The organism is Pedobacter boryungensis (assembly GCF_013204825.1).
Taxonomy (GTDB): Bacteria; Bacteroidota; Bacteroidia; order Sphingobacteriales; family Sphingobacteriaceae; genus Pedobacter; species Pedobacter boryungensis.
The window spans coordinates 318,238-334,124 of the sequence record NZ_JABMKV010000003.1 but is presented as its reverse complement, the minus strand read 5'-3'; the positions used below and the strand labels follow the sequence as shown (position 1 = coordinate 334,124).

Genomic DNA, 15,887 nt, shown 5'->3' with positions numbered 1-15,887 from the left:
AAGACAAAAAAAATCGATAAAAATGAATGTCATTCCTATTTCTGCTACTATAAAAGATGCTTTAAAAACCTTAAATCAACTAGAGAGCGGATTTACATTATTTGTGAAAGATAGTGATGATAAAATAGTAGGAACACTAACTGATGGTGATATTCGACGTGGATTAATAAATGGTTATGAATTGATAGATCTTGTGGACTCGATTATGAACAAAAAGTTCGAATTTCTGACACGTCAAACTATAAATTCTAAAAAGATATATCAATTAAGGAATAATAAAATTTTTCAAGTTCCATTACTTAACGACGAATTTAAGATTATCAAGATTTTAGACCTTGAAAATATAAAAGGATATATATCTGTTGATGTACTTATTATGGCTGGAGGCGAAGGAACACGTCTTCGCCCATTAACATTAGAGGTTCCAAAACCACTCTTAAAAGTTGGTGATAAACCTATTATTGAGCATAACATAGACAGGTTAATGGGATATGGAGTTAATAACTTTTGTATCTCTACTAAATACTTGGCAGAAAAAATAGAAACTTATTTTGGAAACGGAGAAGCAAAAAAAATAAATATTTGCTATGTATTGGAAGATACACCTATGGGGACCATTGGGGCATTAAAACTCATGAATAATGCGAGTAATGATGATGTATTGGTTATGAATTCTGATTTATTGACAAATATCGACTTTGAAGATTTTTATAATTTCTTTAAAAATAGTGATGCGGATATGGCTGTAGCAACCACAGCGTACAATGTCAATGTTCCATATGCTGTTCTAGAATTAGGGAAAGACAATTCAATAACTTCCCTAAAGGAAAAACCAACCTACACCTATTATTCTAATGCAGGAATCTATCTTATAAAAAAAGAAATGATAGACCTAATACCAGAATCTACATTTTTTAATGCGACAGATCTAATGGAATTGATTATTGGAAAGAATTTAAAACTCGTAAATTACCCCATTCTTGGTTATTGGTTAGATATTGGAAACCATACAGATTTTGCTAAGGCACAAGAGGATATTAAACATATCCAATTATATTAAATTAAGATAAATATGAAAAAAGTTTTTGTAGTAGTAGAAAGAAGAGCAGATTATAGCAGATATAAACCTATCCTTGAAAAGATGGTGAAAGACCCTTTCTTTGAAATATATTTAGTAGTAACTGGAATTTGCTTGTTGGAAGAGCACGGTAGTGATATTAACTACATAGAAGAGGATGGATTTGTAATCTCTGCAAGAGTTCCGATGTTTAATGAGAAAAGACCAGATACAGGTGCAGAAATGGTAAGATCTATGGCGAGAGTACTTAGCGGACTTACAGACGAGTTGGAAAAATCTAAACCAGATTTAGTATTATCAGGATTTGACATTGGTGGAAATTTTGCTGTAACTATTGCCGCAGCACACATGAATATTCCTGTGTTACATATTCAAGGTGGAGAAGTTACAGGAAGCATAGATGAAAGTATTCGTCATGCTATGAGCAAATTCTCGCATATTCATTTGCCTGCTACAGAGGATGCTAAAGATAGATTAATAAGAATGGGAGAAGACCCTGATAATATTTTTGTAGTTGGGTGCCCATCAATTGATGTCCTAGTAAGTACACCTATTATTCCTAAAGAAGAATTGGAAAAAGAATTTGATCTTGATTTTTCAAAACCATTTGTTATTATGATTCAGCATCCTGTAACTACAGAGGCTGCTACATCTTTAGATCAAATTAAAGAAACAATCAATGCTATTAAAGAATTAGGTATACAATGCCTAGTTTTATTACCTAATAATGATGCTGGTTTCTCTAATATCATTAATGAAATTAAAAATTCTGGGCTTAAATGGTACCCTAGTTTACCAACAAACAAGTTTATAAATTTATATAGAAATGCTTGGGCACTTGTAGGAAATTCAAGTTCGGGCATCCATGAAACGCCTACTTATAAAATTCCTGCTGTTAATATTGGGAATAGACAAATGGGTAGAGAAAGAGCAGAAAATGTAATTGATGTTCCAAACAATAAAGAAGCGATCAAAAAAGGGATAGAAAAGGCTATTTATGATGAGGAATTTAGATCTTTTGTAAAAACAATTGTAAATCCATACGGCGTAGGTAATTCGGCTGATCAAATCATTGAGGTTATGAAAAATGTTTCTTTAGAAGGCATAATTCAAAAACGTTTTTATGAATAAAGATGTTATAATCTTAGCGGGTGGCGGATTTTTAGGAAGAACATTAATCAATTCCTTGAAATTAAATGGGTATAATCAAATTGGATGTATAGACCTTGTTAACCCGAATATTGATGGGGTTGAGTTTTATGCATTAGATTTACTTAAATCCAGTACCGAAGATTTAATAAGCATTATTAAAAATTACAATATCGTAGTAAATTGCTTGGGTCAAATTACTAATCCCATTAACATATGTTTTAGATTAAATACTGAAGGCATAAATCGAATTACTGATGCTGTTGTAAAGACAAATAAATTTTTATTTCATTTTTCAACAGTTACTGTTTATGGATCTGTTAAAAGTGCCAATGAAGAAACAGACCTAAACCCTGAAACACCATATTCATGTTCCAAGGCCTTTGCAGAATATTTAATCGAAAGTAAATTAGATGATAATAAATATTGCATAGTAAGGTTATCTAATTTGTATGGTGATGAGCAACCAAAGGGGGTATTTAGCTATATGAAGAGGTCATACAATTCTGATAGGATACTTGAATTTAATAATAATGGAGAAATGGTACGCTATTATTTGCATGTAAAAGATTGCGCATCTATTGCTGTTGAATTGTTATCACAATCCATTAGTGGAAAATATAACCTTATAGGTCCTGATAGGTTTACACTAAAAGAATTGATCAGCTCCGCAGAGCAAGTACTACATATTAAATTTCAAGGATTTTTTGATAATGTAGTTGCTCCAGACAATACGTTACATATAACTGATGAAAAGTTGAAAAAGCAAATTGGTATTAAGTATAATAACTCTATACCGGAAAGTTTTAAGGTAATATTTAAATAAGACAATACAAAAATAACTAAGCATAATTCATGAGTAAGAAAAGGCTAATTGCTAGGATAGATGTAAAAAATGAATTTGTAATTAAAGGCATTCATTTGGAGGGTTTAAGAAAAGTGGGTGATCCATTTGAACTTGCCAGAAGATATTATCATGATGGAATTGACGAAATTATATTTATGGATGCCGTAGCAAGTCTATATGGAAGAAATAATTTATTTCATATTATTGAACAAGCTTGTAAGGAGGTTTTTGTACCTATTACAATTGGAGGTGGGATAAGGTCTATCAATGATATTGAAATGGCATTGAAATCTGGTGCAGATAAAATCTCTCTAAATACTCAAGCTATAAAAACCCCAAACATAATTACTGAAGCATCAAGAATTTATGGTTCTCAATGCATTGTTGGATCTATTGAGGCAAAAAGAAAGGGAAACTCTTGGGAAGCATACGTGGATAATGGTAGAGAAGAAACCGGAATTGATGCAATAGAATGGGCATGTAAACTCGAACAGCTTGGCGCTGGAGAATTAATGGTTACATCTATAGATCAGGAAGGAACCAAAAGGGGATTTGAAATTCCTTTAATAGAAAAAATAGCGGCAAAGGTTTCTATACCAGTAATAGCGAGTGGAGGAGCTGGAAATCCTAGCCATGTTGCTAATCTTTGTAAACAAACAAAAGTTAGCGCTGTAGCAATAGCTGCTATACTTCATTACAATTCATTTACTGTAGGAGACATTAAAAAAGCAATGGATGCAGATGGCATCAAGGTAAGGATATGAAGAAGATCGTTGTAATAGATTACGGAATAGGTAATGTAAAAAGTATGGTGAATGCTTTGGAGAGCTTGGGTGTAGAAGCAGTTTTAACTGCTAATGAGCAAGAGATTATGACTGCAAACGCAGTTATTCTTCCTGGTGTAGGTGCATTTAAACACGGGATGGATAACCTAAACCAAAGAAATCTTGTGCCTGTTATCCACGACTATGTAGGTACTGGAAAACCCTTTTTAGGGGTATGCTTAGGTATGCAAATGTTAATGGAAGAAAGTGAAGAATTCGGGAGTTCAAAAGGCTTAGGACTAATTGAAGGAAGTGTAAAAATTATTCCCTTATTGGCCGATACCACAGAAAAATTGCCTCATGTAAGTTGGAATGAGTTAATTGAGCCTACAAAAGATCGATGGGAAAATACTATTTTAAACAATACTAAGGTTGGAACAGATATGTATTTTGTACATAGTTTTGCCGCAATCCCAATTCATCCATCCGATGTATTAGCTAACTGTAGCTACGGCAATCTAAGCTTTTGTGCAGCTGTACATAAAAAAAATATATATGGAACTCAATTTCACCCAGAAAAAAGTGGGATATTTGGCCTGAGAATATTAGAGGAATTCATTAAACTTATAAATTAAAATATATGTCATCAGATCAAACTTATTATGGACTGCCTGCAGAAGTCAAGTTTTGCAAACGTTGTGTAATATCTAATCAACGACCAAGTTCGACCGTTGAATTTAAAAGTAATATTAAAGATAAGAAAGAAACGATAGATTTTGATGAACATGGAATATGCTCGGCTTGTAGATATCATGATGAAAAAGAAGTAAACATAGATTGGAAGCAACGGGAAGATACGTTGATGAAATTATGTGATAAATTTAGGAAAGATGATGGTACTTATGACATGATTATTCCAGGAAGTGGGGGGAAAGACAGTGCATTTACCTCACATATCATGAAATATAAATATGGAATGAATCCACTAACTGTAACTTGGGCTCCGCATTTATATACAAATATTGGCTGGAAAAATTTTAATAACTGGATGCACGAGGGCGGGTTAGATAATATCTTATATACACCTAATGGCAAACTACATAGATTATTAACAAAATTTGCATTTCATAATTTGTTGCACCCCTTTCAACCCTTTATCATTGGTCAGCGCATTATTGGCCCCGCAATGGCTGCTCGGTATGGCGTAAAATTGGTTATGTATGGCGAAAATCAAGCTGAATATGGCAACAAGGTTGATGCTAATAATATTCCAACGATGAATACAGAGTTTTTTTCTGTGGAAGATCCATTAGAAATGAGCTTGGGTGGTGTGAAAATGAAGGATATTATTAAGGATTATGGGTATAAAAAAGCAGACTTTGCACCATATATTCCAGTAAGCCCAGAAGAATTGCATGCCAAAGGTGTAGAAGTACATTACCTTGGTTATTATTTGAAATGGGATCCTCAAGAATGTTATTATTATGCTGTAGAAAATACAGGGTTTTCATCAAATACTGAACGTACTGAAGGAAGTTATTCTAAATATAGTAGCATTGATGATAAAATAGACCCATTTCATTACTTTACTACATTGGCTAAATTTGGAATTGGTAGAGCAACCTATGATGCAGCCCAAGAAATTCGCAATGGTAAAATTACAAGAGAAGAGGGACAATTTTTGGTTAAGAAATTTGATCAAGAATTTCCCCACAAATTTTTCACTGAATTTTTAGAATATATCGATACTTCAGAAGAAGAATTTAATCGTATTGTTGATAAATTCCGTTCGCCACATCTGTGGGGGAAAAATGAACAAGGAGAATGGAAATTAAGACACAATGTAAATAACGATGGCTTAGATGATTAGTAATTAATTTAGGCAAAAATACTTATCATAGCAATTAAGTACAAAACAGACTTAATTGCTATTTTATTTTAATAACCCTCAATGTTGAACAATAAGAAATTTCTATCCAATACTATTTTATATTCCATTGGGGAAATTGTACCTAGGGCATTGGCGCTTTTACTATTGCCCATTCTCACTACTTACCTTACTACTCGAGAGTACGGGATAAATAGCTACACTACCTCTGTGATGACATTTGTTTTCGTCATCACTTCCTTATCACTAAACACCTACATTTTAAAGCAATACTATAAAGTTGATAGCATAGAGGAAAGAAAAAATTTAGTAGGGACTGTATTCTATTTCATACTATTATTTAATGGCCTGCTTCTTATTATCCAATACCTAGTATTTCCTAGTTTAATCTCTTTCTTTAAAATAAATATTCCATTTTATCCTTTTTTTTGGCTGGCTATACTCAATAATTTTTTTGATGTTATTGCCATCATTCCACTAGTTATTTACCGAGTAAATGAGAACGCAAAGGGTTTTATCTTAGTTAGTTTATCAAAAACAATTCTACAGTATGCTTTGGTTTTAATATTAGTTGTTCATTTTAAATATGGTTTAGAAGGAAGCTATTATGGTAGGTTATTGGTTAATGTGCCATTTGTTTTTGTTTATGCTTATCAGCTCTATAAGCACGGAAATTTAAAATTGGATTTCAAAATTATTAAAAGTGCGTTACGTTTTTCATTGCCACTCTTACCAGGTAGTATCTCCTATATTTTGATATCGCTCAGTGATAGAGTCTTTTTAGAGCAATATATTAGTTTAGATGAATTAGGGGTTTATTCGGTAGCCTTTACCTTGGCACTTACACTAAATGTAATTATACAGGCGCTTTATAAAACAATAGAACCTATTTTATTTAAAGAGCACAATCAACCTAATTTTCAAAATGTCAACTTGAGATTGTATAAATCTTACTTGGCCTTACTTTTGATCGGTGGATTTGGGATGGCAATATTTAGTAAAGAGGTTTTTATAATTGCTACATCTAAGAATTTTTTAATGGGCTATAGATTAGTCCCATTTTTAATCATTTCTGTTTTAATCTCAGGAACTAACCTCTATCTAGATATGCTTCTAATAGCTAACAATAAACAAAAAATAGTATCCTATACAACTATATTATCTGGAATAATTTCTGTGTTGGCCAACTTTGTCCTTATCCCGATTTTAGGTTACTATGGAGCTATTATAACTTCAATAGTTTCTTTTTTAGTGGTGAACATCATTTGTCAACGCCTGGTTTTTATAAAACATAAATACTTTCTTTCCCAAATTGTAGCTTTGCTATTAATCGCCTTTTTACCTACTCTGTATGAATGTATTTTCACATTTGAAGGGTTGTTTATTCATATTTTGCTAAAAACATCACTATTTATTGCCTTTAGTACACTGATATTGATAATTTTTCAAATAGACCCACGTAAATTAGTAAAGAATCGCCTAGCTATTTAATTGAGGTAGCCGAAAGATATTATAACATGGATATAGTAGAATTCACAAAAAAAATAAACAAATTAGAAGTTAGTCATAATTTTTTTGATGTTAAAGACGAAAATGGTTTAGCATATTGGGACATTGCTAGGCACGATGTTTTTTACGCAATTTATTATGAACTTTCAGGTATTAAATTAATTAACTCTGGATTTAGCAATAGTAAACTTTCTAGAATCAATTCCATATTTAAATATTTTTATCATTCATTCAAGCTTAAGCAGGCCATTTCTAATAAAACATATAAATATATCTGTTTTACCTTTTCTAGATATCGAAACGAAAAGAACGAAAATATAGATTATGCAATGGATGATATTGTATCCAATATTGATGCAAATGAGGTCCTCCTACTAGAAAATAATATTATTTTTGGGGAAACATTCGCATATACTTCATACTTAAACACGGGTGTAATTACCGCTGGTTATTTTAATAAATTTAAACAGTTATTTTCAAGGCCTAAAGATCGGTCATTTTTGATTACCCAAATACTTAAACAAGAGTTTGGTGTAAAAGCCAATTTGAATCAAATCATAAATGGTCTGATTAAAAAATATACTTTAGAAGTTAATTATTATCTAAAGTTATTTAAAACGGTTAAACCTGATCAAATTTTCTTAGTTCAAAGCGGATTACAAAAAGGACTATTTAAAGCGGCAAATGCACTCCAAATACCCTCTTATGAAATGCAACATGGGCTGGTTAGCTTTATACACCCTGCATATGATTATCCTCCGGCAATTGATTTAAAAAACTCAGGTAATTTTCCGGCTTATTTTTTGAGTTTCTCACCATTTTGGTCAAATAACATACATTATCCTGTACAAGAAACGATTACCCTTGGAAATACATTTTTCTCAAAAAAACCGGCCCCACAGCCAGAAGAATTTGATTTGCTAGTTGTTTTTGCAGATATATACACGCAAGACCTTTTAGAATTATTAAACAAATTTTTAAGTATTGAATTTACCGGAAAGATTGCAGTTAAATTGCATCCTAATCAGAAAAGGGAAGTAGATTTTATTACTAAATATTTTGTGCTGTATCCAAACGTTACAGTAATTTGCGATGAAAGAACAATAAAAGAGCTACTCTTGGCTTCGAATTCTGTTTTAGCAGTGCAATCTACCTGTGTTTATGAAGCTTTATACGATCAGGTTAAAGTATTAATATATAAAGTTAAAGATTATCATACCCATGAGGATATATTTAATAATCCAAATGTTTATCAAATAGATAATTGCGAGGAAATAAGAGATATATTAAAAAGAACTTATATTTTAGATGATCAAATTAAATTTTTTAATCCATTTGATCGTAAGCTTTTTTTAGACTTGCTTAAGCATCATGTATAATATTGGAGAAATTGGAAAATTGTTGTTAATCGATAGTGTATTAGATATTTGATTTATAATGGGAATAGCAGCAGAACCAGTTATTAAGACATGCATCATTTGCAACTCAACTGATGTTAGGGTTATTTATAATACCTATGATAGACATTATGGGAATACCGACAAATATTTTCAGGTTGCGGAATGTAATAGTTGTGGATTACTTTTTTTAAACCCAATGATTACAAGTGACGAATTGCACAGTATGTATGATGAAGACACCTATTACTCTTATCAACAATTTAATGATGGAACCGAAAAAAAATCTTTGAGACAGAAATTAGGAAAGTTATTATTGAATACTGAACCTAAAGATCTGGAATTTAATTGTGCTGGGAAGGAGGTTTTAGATATTGGGTGTGGAAGTGGGGAAAAACTATATGACTACATGAAAAAGGGGGCTAAAGTAAGTGGTGTCGAAATTAGTAAATCTGGTGCTGATTTTGGAAATACTTATGGGTTAAAAATATTTAATGGGATATTAAATGAAGCAAGATTTGAGAGTGATAAGTTTGACTACATAAGAAGTAATCATTCTTTTGAACATTTGATAAATCCCATTGAAACCACTGAAGAAATTTATAGAATAGCTAAGCCTGGTGGTAAGGTTTTTATTGGGGTGCCGAATACCAAGAGCATTCCCTACTTTTTTTTTAAAAAATATTGGTATTATCTAGGGATACCTTTTCATCCCATTAATTACAATCCTAAAAATCTAATTTTGCTTTTTGAATCGAAAGGCTTCAAAATGGAAAAGGTTAACTATAATGGTAACGTAAATGGCGTACTGGGCAGTATTCAAATATTTTTAAACCGAAATAATAAAAAGTCTAGCTCAGAAGGCTGGTTGGTAAATAACTTGATTTTAAAAGTAATCACACATCAAATTGCGAAGTTCCTGAATGTAATCAAGTTAGGCGATTGTATTGAAATAATATTTGTAAAATAAGGATAGATTTACATGGATTATAAATCTTTAAAAGAAGAGCCATTAAGATACTTTCATAGTATTTATCGAAAGATAATTACTAATACTCTATACAAATCTGCGCTTAGTTCATTAGGTAGCAATGTTCTAATTTTGAAGCCATTATTAATAACAAAGAAATGTGTTTCTATAGGTAATGATGTGTATATTTGGCCTAATTGTAGAATTGAAGGCATATTTAGCTACGCTGGAACTTCTTATTCTCCACAAATTATGTTTGATGCCCGCTGCAGTATTCAACAGAACCTGCACCTCACTTGTGCAGAAAGCGTATATATTGGTAAGAATACCGCTATAGCTGCAAATGTGTCTATTACCGATATTCATCATGGATATGAGGATATTGAAGTTCCTATTGAAGAGCAAAGCCTTATTGTGATGCCAGTTTATATTGGGGATGATTGTAAAATAAATAACAATGCAGTTATTCTTCCGGGAACTTCTATAGGTAAACATTGCATTATAGGCGCTAATAGTGTTGTTAAAGGTTCTTTCCCAAATTATTGTGTAATTGTCGGTGCTCCAGCAAAAATTGTTAAAAGGTATTGTGAAGATGTAAAACAATGGCGTTCGACTCATTCAGATGGATCATTTAAAGATGGAATATGAAAAATTTTATGGATAACCGGCTTTGGGTTTATCAAAGCTATTATAAACATTCCTCTCATCCATTGATAAATGGATATTACTATTGTGTTGTTTTAAAGGAGATCTGTAATTAATGAGAAATGATTTTTTAAAAGATAAGCGTGTGCTTTTCATCGGCATGGGATTTTATGATTATGATCATGCCATCATTGAACAATTTAAAAAATTTGGAGCAAAAGTCGATTATTTCTCAGAGGTGCCTACTGGGTATCAATTTAGGTATGCACTTAGAACGGACAATCAAAAAGCTAAACAGCAAATTGTTAACAATTTAAGCTTTGAAATTGCACAAAGTTCACAATCAGATTATGACATTGTTTTTGTAATTAAAGGTGAATACTTAACAATAGAGGCAATTGAAATTCTTAAATCAAAAAGCAAATCAGCAAAATGGATATTTTATTTATGGGATTCAATAGCTAGAATCCCTAGCTCTGCTAGAATTATGGGTCAATTTGATGAAGTTTATTCTTTTGACAGGATAGAATGCATTGATAATCCAAACATGAAATTTAACCCGCTTTTTTATAGAGAAGAGTACGCCTATAGGAAGCCTTTAAAAGAAGCATCGATTGATCTTTACTTTTTAGGCTGGTACCACTCTGATCGACTTAAGCTGGTAAAAAAAATAAGTAATTTTTGTGATCAACATAGACTAAAATACAACATGAAGCTGTATAGTGGTCGATTTAGTTATTTGCTTCACACTTTAATGGGGGGTGAATTAAAAGGGAATAGGCAATTATTAACATTTAAACCTACTACCGCAAAAAAAAATATGGAAGGGATTTTAAGTTCACGATGCTCACTAGATATTGCGCATCCACTGCAATGTGGACTTACCATGCGAACAATAGAATTACTTGGTGCACAAAAAAAGATCATTACAACTAATAGAGACATCGTTAATTATGATTTTTACCATCCTAATAATGTCTTACTCATTGATAGGGAAAATCCTGAGCTCAATGTAGATTTTTTTAAGTCTGATTATACTCCTATTTCAATAGAAATTGTGAGTCAATATACCATAGAAAGCTGGTTAAAAAGAATGATTATAAACAAATGATAAAAAAAAATATACCAACCGTTGAGTTTAATGCTTTCTTAGATTCTCTTGTCGTAACTTTAGTCTTATTTAAAACAAACCTATATGAAACAAGTGCATATATAACATTAAATAAATCTGCTAAAGAAATAGCGGCTGATGCGAATTTTGATTGTTATGTTTTTGATAATAGCCCTGAACCAAATTTTAATGATATTAGTAGGCTAACCCTTGATAAAATTAAGTATAAATACGATAGCTCAAATCCTGGATTAAGTAAGCCCAGTAATGAAGCTGCTCAAATGGGTAAAAATGCGCACAAAAAGTGGATTTTATTTACCAATCCTGATACTTCTTATCCATTAAATTATTTTGAAGAACTCTTTCATTCTGTTAGTTCAAATAATAATATTGAATTATTTGTGCCAATATTAAAGTCTAATGAAGTAATTGTTTCTCCAGCAAAATATACATTTTTTATAGGATCTAGCCCAGATAGTGTTAATCCAGGTATTAATAACTTAGAAAAAAAATTAATTCTTTATAGTGGAATGTTCATCACATTAACTGCCTTTTTTAAATCGGGCGGATTTAATGATAAAATAAAATTAGATTTTATGGATTGTTATTTCAGCGAAAACTATAAAAGGAAATATCCTACATTTTATTTATTAAACGTAAATTGTGAGCATGATTTGTCGTCATTCGAAAAAAATGTACAAAAAGTGTTAAATAGATTTAAATATTATTGTGAGGGTGCTAAGTACTTCGCTTCCACAAAAATAAACTATTTTTCTTTGTTTGTAATTTGTTTGCTGAGATCATTTAAATTAGCGACAAAATTCCAAAATTTATCCTTTCCAAAAATTGTGTTTAAGGTTTTTTTAACCAAATGAACCGGTGAGATTTAATATGGTGTATGATTAGAAAGTAATGATAAATACTTTAAAGAGAATTGAATTCCTAACAATACTTAAACTACTTTTTGTTCCAATTCTATTTGAATTGGTCATTGGAGGCGGTGGGCATTTTATGGAGCTTGGACCATTAACAGCCAGGATGTTGTTTTTTATCTTTGCAATATTCTTATCACTAAGCTATTTGGCCTACAAGAAACGCATTAAAAAAGATATCATTTATATTATATTATCTTTCACCCTAATTTTATTTATAGGAACGTTAGTTGGTTATGTCAACAACGGTACATGGGCAGCCATAATCGAAGATCTAAAAACAATGATTTTCTTCTATATCTTATTATTTTTTTCGCTTACAATTAAATCTATAGGGGACATAGAAAAAGTAAAGTTTATCATTAAAAGTGGTTCACTAATATTAGGGATAATTTTTGTCGTTGTTATACTATTGTTATTAATGGGTAGGATTAACTTTATCTCATTTTATGCTAAACAAAACCAAATAGGAGAAATTATGTTCAGGAATGATACCTTATTTTTTTATAAGGGGTTTCTTTACTTATGTGTTGGATTTTTCTTTTTTCTTTTATCAAAAGGATTCTACAATAAAATTGGGGCGTTTTTTCTATTGCTTACTATAATCCTAACTTTAACAAGAGGATTTATGCTGTTTACCTTTTTAATATTGCTATACTATATATTTTTTATTAACAAAAAGGCAATTTATAAATGGATAATTTTAATATTAGGAAGTCTGACATTGGTTATTGTTGTTCCAATGCTTCTTAACGTTTTAGGAGATAAAAAGGGTTCTGACGGTATGCGATATCTACAAATTAATCAAGTAATTGATGCGATTAATCCTGTGAGTTTAATGGTTGGACACGGCTTGGGTATTGGTGTTGAAAGTCGACCAGTACATATGGAATTATCATTTTTGGAAATTTTCCACAAGCAGGGTTTAATCGGAATTAGTTTTTGGATTGGTATTTTCAGTTATATTTTTTTTATGTACTATCAAATCAAAAATGAGGAGTATAAAAAATTGGCCTTGCCTTTCTTATTAAGTGTTATCTTTATAATTTTGCAATCTGCAACAAATCCTTATATGAATAATCCAATCGGATTAACAATGATTTTAATCACTATTGTAATTTTCTCAAAATTGCTAGAACTACAAAAAACTGATTTATGATGATTTCTGTGTGCATAGCCACTTATAATGGCGAAAAATACATTCTTGAACAATTGAACTCCATTTTACCACAATTGTGCTACGATGATGAAGTTATTATTTCAGATGACTTATCTACAGATGCTACTTTAGCAATTATTGAATCCATCAATGATCATAGAATTAAGATTTACATAAATGAGCAAAATTATGGATATTCAAAAAACTTTGAAAATGCACTGAATAAAGTAAAAGGAGAGGTCATTTTTATTGCTGATCAAGATGATGTCTGGTATCCTAATAAAGTGCAGAGGATGTTAAAAGCCCTTGAAAATGCAGAGATGGCAATTAGTGATGCCACTGGAGTAGATGAAAATCTTAAACCCCTCTATCCTTCGCACTTTGAAATCCATCAAACTAAACAAGGTTTTTGGGTAAATTTTTTGAAAACAAGGTATATTGGAGCCTGCATGGCTTTTAAAAAGGAATTGTTACAAAAAGCATTACCTTTGCCCTCTAATTTTAGATTATGCGCATACGATTACTGGTTGGCAATTATTGCTGAATACTATTTTAGCGTAAATCTTGTAAATGAACCCTTGCTAAAATACCGAAGACATAATAATAATGCCTCTTCTGGAGGTACATCAAGTCATAATTCATTATTCAAAAAGATTGAAATTCGAATTTATGCCATGCGTGAATTATTAAAAAGAAAAAATAATGTTTCAGAGATATAGTTTTTTTCAAATAGTTTCGTTGTTCATTGATGTGATCAAGACAAGATTCATGTTTTCAGAAGCTAGGCTAATTAGGTCTCCATCAGATATTCGTGGTAAAAAATACATCAGTGTAGCTTCAGGTTTTACTACTGGGAAAGGTTGCAGATTAGAAGCGTATCCCAAAAATAAGAAAGATGTGGTTTTATTCTTTGGAAAAAATATACAAATGAATGATTATGTGCACATTACCGCGATGGATGAAGTTAGAATTGGCAATAATGTACTAATTGCAAGTAAAGTATATATTTCAGATAATTCTCATGGGCACTATGCTGGAGATGAAAATGATTCTTCCCCTTTATCTATACCTAAGGATAGACCTTATACCACAAAAAAAGTAATTATAGGAGATAATGTTTGGATTGGGGAAATGGTAAGTATAATGCCAGGAGTAACTATAGGAAGCGGTACAATTGTTGGCGCAAGTTCTGTCGTAACAAAAAATTTGCCCCCAAATACAATTGCAGTTGGTTCTCCGGCTAAGCCAATAAAAAAGTTTAACTTCGATACCCAAAGATGGGAATCTTACAAATTATAAAAATATGAATATACTAATAACTGGAGGTGCTGGATTTATAGGGAGCAATTTGGCTTTAAAATTAATCGATAAAGGTCATAAAATTACTGTATTAGATTCTCTTTCGCCTCAAATACATGGTGATAATGCTGAAGAAACTTCACCTTTATATAAGAGCATAAAAGATAAAGTTAACTTTATTAAAGGCTCAGTTACTTCAAAAGATGATTGGAAAAATGCTGTTAATGGACAAGATGTTATTGTACACTATGCAGCTGAAACTGGTACTGGACAATCCATGTATGAAATTCAAAAATATGTAGATGTGAATATCAACGGTACAGCTATTTTACTTGATTTGTTAGCAAATCAATCTCATCAAGTTAAAAAAGTTATTATCGCTTCTTCTCGCTCTATTTATGGAGAAGGTAAATATAAAAGTGCCGAGAAAGGTATAGTTTATCCTAAACACCGAGTATCTGAAATGATGGATAAAGGAGATTTTGAGGTTAAATATCCAGGTTGCGAAACCAAATTAGAACTAATGGCTACAGATGAAGAATCTAAAATACATCCATCATCGGTTTATGGCATAACTAAACAAAATCAAGAGCAAATGATTATGACTGTTTGTCCAACACTAGGTATAGCACCCGTAGCATTCCGCTACCAAAATGTTTATGGCCCAGGGCAGTCTTTAAAAAATCCATATACAGGTATTCTATCTATATTTTCAACCCAGATTAAAAATGGGAATGGCATTAATATTTTTGAAGATGGCAAAGAAACACGTGATTTTGTCTACATAGACGATGTTGTGGATGCCACAATTTTGGGTATAGAGAGTGACAAAGCTAATGGGGAAGTTTTTAACGTTGGGACAGGTGTGGCTACTGATGTAATGAAGGTTGCAAAAACGTTAATTAAGAATTACGGTGTAGAAGTGCCGGTTACAATTAGCGGCAATTATAGGTTAGGAGATATCCGTCATAATTATGCAGACTTAACGAAGATAAAAAGCCTATTGGGATTTCAACCTAAATATACCTTCGAGCAAGGCATTAATGAATTTACAAAGTGGGTAAATGATCAGGAAATTGAAACAGATAATTATGCTAAATCAATTGATGAAATGAAGGCTAGAGGCCTATATAAATAAA

General features: G+C 31.5%; 16 protein-coding genes. All 16 read left to right on the top strand.

Annotated features, from left to right (window positions below):
- Positions 1-22 precede the first annotated feature (22 nt).
- The 16 genes from HQN85_RS13575 (at position 23) to HQN85_RS13500 (ending at position 15,886) form a co-directional block, all read left to right on the top strand.
- The gene (locus HQN85_RS13575; RefSeq protein WP_173273130.1) at positions 23-1,060 is read left to right on the top strand and encodes a nucleotidyltransferase family protein; all 1,038 of its coding nucleotides are present in this window, start codon (positions 23-25) and stop codon (positions 1,058-1,060) included.
- A 12-nt stretch (positions 1,061-1,072) separates the two neighbouring features.
- Positions 1,073-2,209 carry a UDP-N-acetylglucosamine 2-epimerase gene (gene neuC, locus HQN85_RS13570; RefSeq protein WP_173273128.1) on the top strand — a complete coding sequence of 379 codons (1,137 nt, stop codon included), beginning with the start codon at positions 1,073-1,075 and terminating at the stop codon, positions 2,207-2,209.
- Positions 2,202-3,053 carry an NAD-dependent epimerase/dehydratase family protein gene (locus HQN85_RS13565; RefSeq protein WP_173273126.1) on the top strand — a complete coding sequence of 284 codons (852 nt, stop codon included), beginning with the start codon at positions 2,202-2,204 and terminating at the stop codon, positions 3,051-3,053. Before neuC ends, HQN85_RS13565 begins: the two co-directional genes overlap by 8 nt.
- A 29-nt stretch (positions 3,054-3,082) precedes the next feature.
- A complete protein-coding gene (hisF, locus tag HQN85_RS13560) occupies positions 3,083-3,838 on the top strand; it encodes an imidazole glycerol phosphate synthase subunit HisF (RefSeq protein WP_173273123.1) in 756 nt (251 codons plus the stop codon).
- Complete coding sequence (gene hisH, locus HQN85_RS13555; protein ID WP_173273120.1) at positions 3,835-4,473, top strand: imidazole glycerol phosphate synthase subunit HisH; 639 nt, start codon at positions 3,835-3,837, stop codon at positions 4,471-4,473. Before hisF ends, hisH begins: the two co-directional genes overlap by 4 nt.
- A 5-nt stretch (positions 4,474-4,478) precedes the next feature.
- Positions 4,479-5,708: an N-acetyl sugar amidotransferase gene (locus HQN85_RS13550; protein ID WP_173273117.1), complete on the top strand. Its 1,230-nt coding sequence runs from the start codon at positions 4,479-4,481 to the stop codon at positions 5,706-5,708.
- Positions 5,709-5,789: 81 nt separating this feature from the next.
- Positions 5,790-7,217: a lipopolysaccharide biosynthesis protein gene (locus tag HQN85_RS13545; protein ID WP_173273114.1), complete on the top strand. Its 1,428-nt coding sequence runs from the start codon at positions 5,790-5,792 to the stop codon at positions 7,215-7,217.
- A gap of 26 nt (positions 7,218-7,243) precedes the next feature.
- A complete protein-coding gene (locus tag HQN85_RS13540) occupies positions 7,244-8,614 on the top strand; it encodes a hypothetical protein (protein ID WP_173273111.1) in 1,371 nt (456 codons plus the stop codon).
- Positions 8,615-8,672: 58 nt separating this feature from the next.
- Positions 8,673-9,602 (top strand): class I SAM-dependent methyltransferase, encoded by a 930-nt coding sequence (locus HQN85_RS13535; protein WP_173273109.1) that lies wholly within the window; start codon positions 8,673-8,675, stop codon positions 9,600-9,602.
- Positions 9,603-9,734: 132 nt separating this feature from the next.
- Positions 9,735-10,250, top strand: coding sequence for an acyltransferase (locus tag HQN85_RS13530; RefSeq protein WP_216847291.1), 516 nt, complete (start codon positions 9,735-9,737; stop codon positions 10,248-10,250).
- Between the two features lie 112 nt (positions 10,251-10,362).
- The gene (locus HQN85_RS13525; protein WP_173273105.1) at positions 10,363-11,358 is read left to right on the top strand and encodes a hypothetical protein; all 996 of its coding nucleotides are present in this window, start codon (positions 10,363-10,365) and stop codon (positions 11,356-11,358) included.
- Entirely contained in the window at positions 11,355-12,233 is an 879-nt protein-coding gene (locus HQN85_RS13520) for a glycosyltransferase family protein (RefSeq protein WP_173273103.1), read from the top strand. The genes HQN85_RS13525 and HQN85_RS13520 overlap by 4 nt, the downstream gene beginning before the upstream one ends.
- A 37-nt stretch (positions 12,234-12,270) precedes the next feature.
- On the top strand, positions 12,271-13,449 hold the full coding sequence (locus HQN85_RS13515) for a hypothetical protein (protein WP_173273101.1): 1,179 nt from the start codon (positions 12,271-12,273) through the stop codon (positions 13,447-13,449).
- The gene (locus tag HQN85_RS13510) at positions 13,446-14,168 is read left to right on the top strand and encodes a glycosyltransferase family 2 protein (protein WP_216847290.1); all 723 of its coding nucleotides are present in this window, start codon (positions 13,446-13,448) and stop codon (positions 14,166-14,168) included. Before HQN85_RS13515 ends, HQN85_RS13510 begins: the two co-directional genes overlap by 4 nt.
- Before the next feature lie 49 nt (positions 14,169-14,217).
- A complete protein-coding gene (locus HQN85_RS13505; protein ID WP_246249797.1) occupies positions 14,218-14,748 on the top strand; it encodes a DapH/DapD/GlmU-related protein in 531 nt (176 codons plus the stop codon).
- Positions 14,749-14,752: 4 nt separating this feature from the next.
- A complete protein-coding gene (locus tag HQN85_RS13500) occupies positions 14,753-15,886 on the top strand; it encodes an NAD-dependent epimerase/dehydratase family protein (protein ID WP_173273098.1) in 1,134 nt (377 codons plus the stop codon).
- Position 15,887 lies beyond the last annotated feature (1 nt).

What these genes read in the sequence shown, in the direction of transcription:
- HQN85_RS13550 (WP_173273117.1), top strand. Translation starts at nt 4,479, where the DNA reads ATGTCATCAGATCAAACTTATTATGGACTGCCTGCAGAAGTCAAGTTT.
- HQN85_RS13515 (WP_173273101.1), top strand. Translation starts at nt 12,271, where the DNA reads ATGATAAATACTTTAAAGAGAATTGAATTCCTAACAATACTTAAACTA.
- HQN85_RS13510 (WP_216847290.1), top strand. Translation starts at nt 13,446, where the DNA reads ATGATGATTTCTGTGTGCATAGCCACTTATAATGGCGAAAAATACATT.
- hisF (WP_173273123.1), top strand. Translation starts at nt 3,083, where the DNA reads ATGAGTAAGAAAAGGCTAATTGCTAGGATAGATGTAAAAAATGAATTT.
- HQN85_RS13540 (WP_173273111.1), top strand. Translation starts at nt 7,244, where the DNA reads ATGGATATAGTAGAATTCACAAAAAAAATAAACAAATTAGAAGTTAGT.
- HQN85_RS13535 (WP_173273109.1), top strand. Translation starts at nt 8,673, where the DNA reads ATGGGAATAGCAGCAGAACCAGTTATTAAGACATGCATCATTTGCAAC.
- HQN85_RS13565 (WP_173273126.1), top strand. Translation starts at nt 2,202, where the DNA reads ATGAATAAAGATGTTATAATCTTAGCGGGTGGCGGATTTTTAGGAAGA.
- hisH (WP_173273120.1), top strand. Translation starts at nt 3,835, where the DNA reads ATGAAGAAGATCGTTGTAATAGATTACGGAATAGGTAATGTAAAAAGT.
- HQN85_RS13525 (WP_173273105.1), top strand. Translation starts at nt 10,363, where the DNA reads ATGAGAAATGATTTTTTAAAAGATAAGCGTGTGCTTTTCATCGGCATG.
- neuC (WP_173273128.1), top strand. Translation starts at nt 1,073, where the DNA reads ATGAAAAAAGTTTTTGTAGTAGTAGAAAGAAGAGCAGATTATAGCAGA.
- HQN85_RS13545 (WP_173273114.1), top strand. Translation starts at nt 5,790, where the DNA reads ATGTTGAACAATAAGAAATTTCTATCCAATACTATTTTATATTCCATT.
- HQN85_RS13520 (WP_173273103.1), top strand. Translation starts at nt 11,355, where the DNA reads ATGATAAAAAAAAATATACCAACCGTTGAGTTTAATGCTTTCTTAGAT.
- HQN85_RS13500 (WP_173273098.1), top strand. Translation starts at nt 14,753, where the DNA reads ATGAATATACTAATAACTGGAGGTGCTGGATTTATAGGGAGCAATTTG.
- HQN85_RS13505 (WP_246249797.1), top strand. Translation starts at nt 14,218, where the DNA reads ATGTTTTCAGAAGCTAGGCTAATTAGGTCTCCATCAGATATTCGTGGT.
- HQN85_RS13575 (WP_173273130.1), top strand. Translation starts at nt 23, where the DNA reads ATGAATGTCATTCCTATTTCTGCTACTATAAAAGATGCTTTAAAAACC.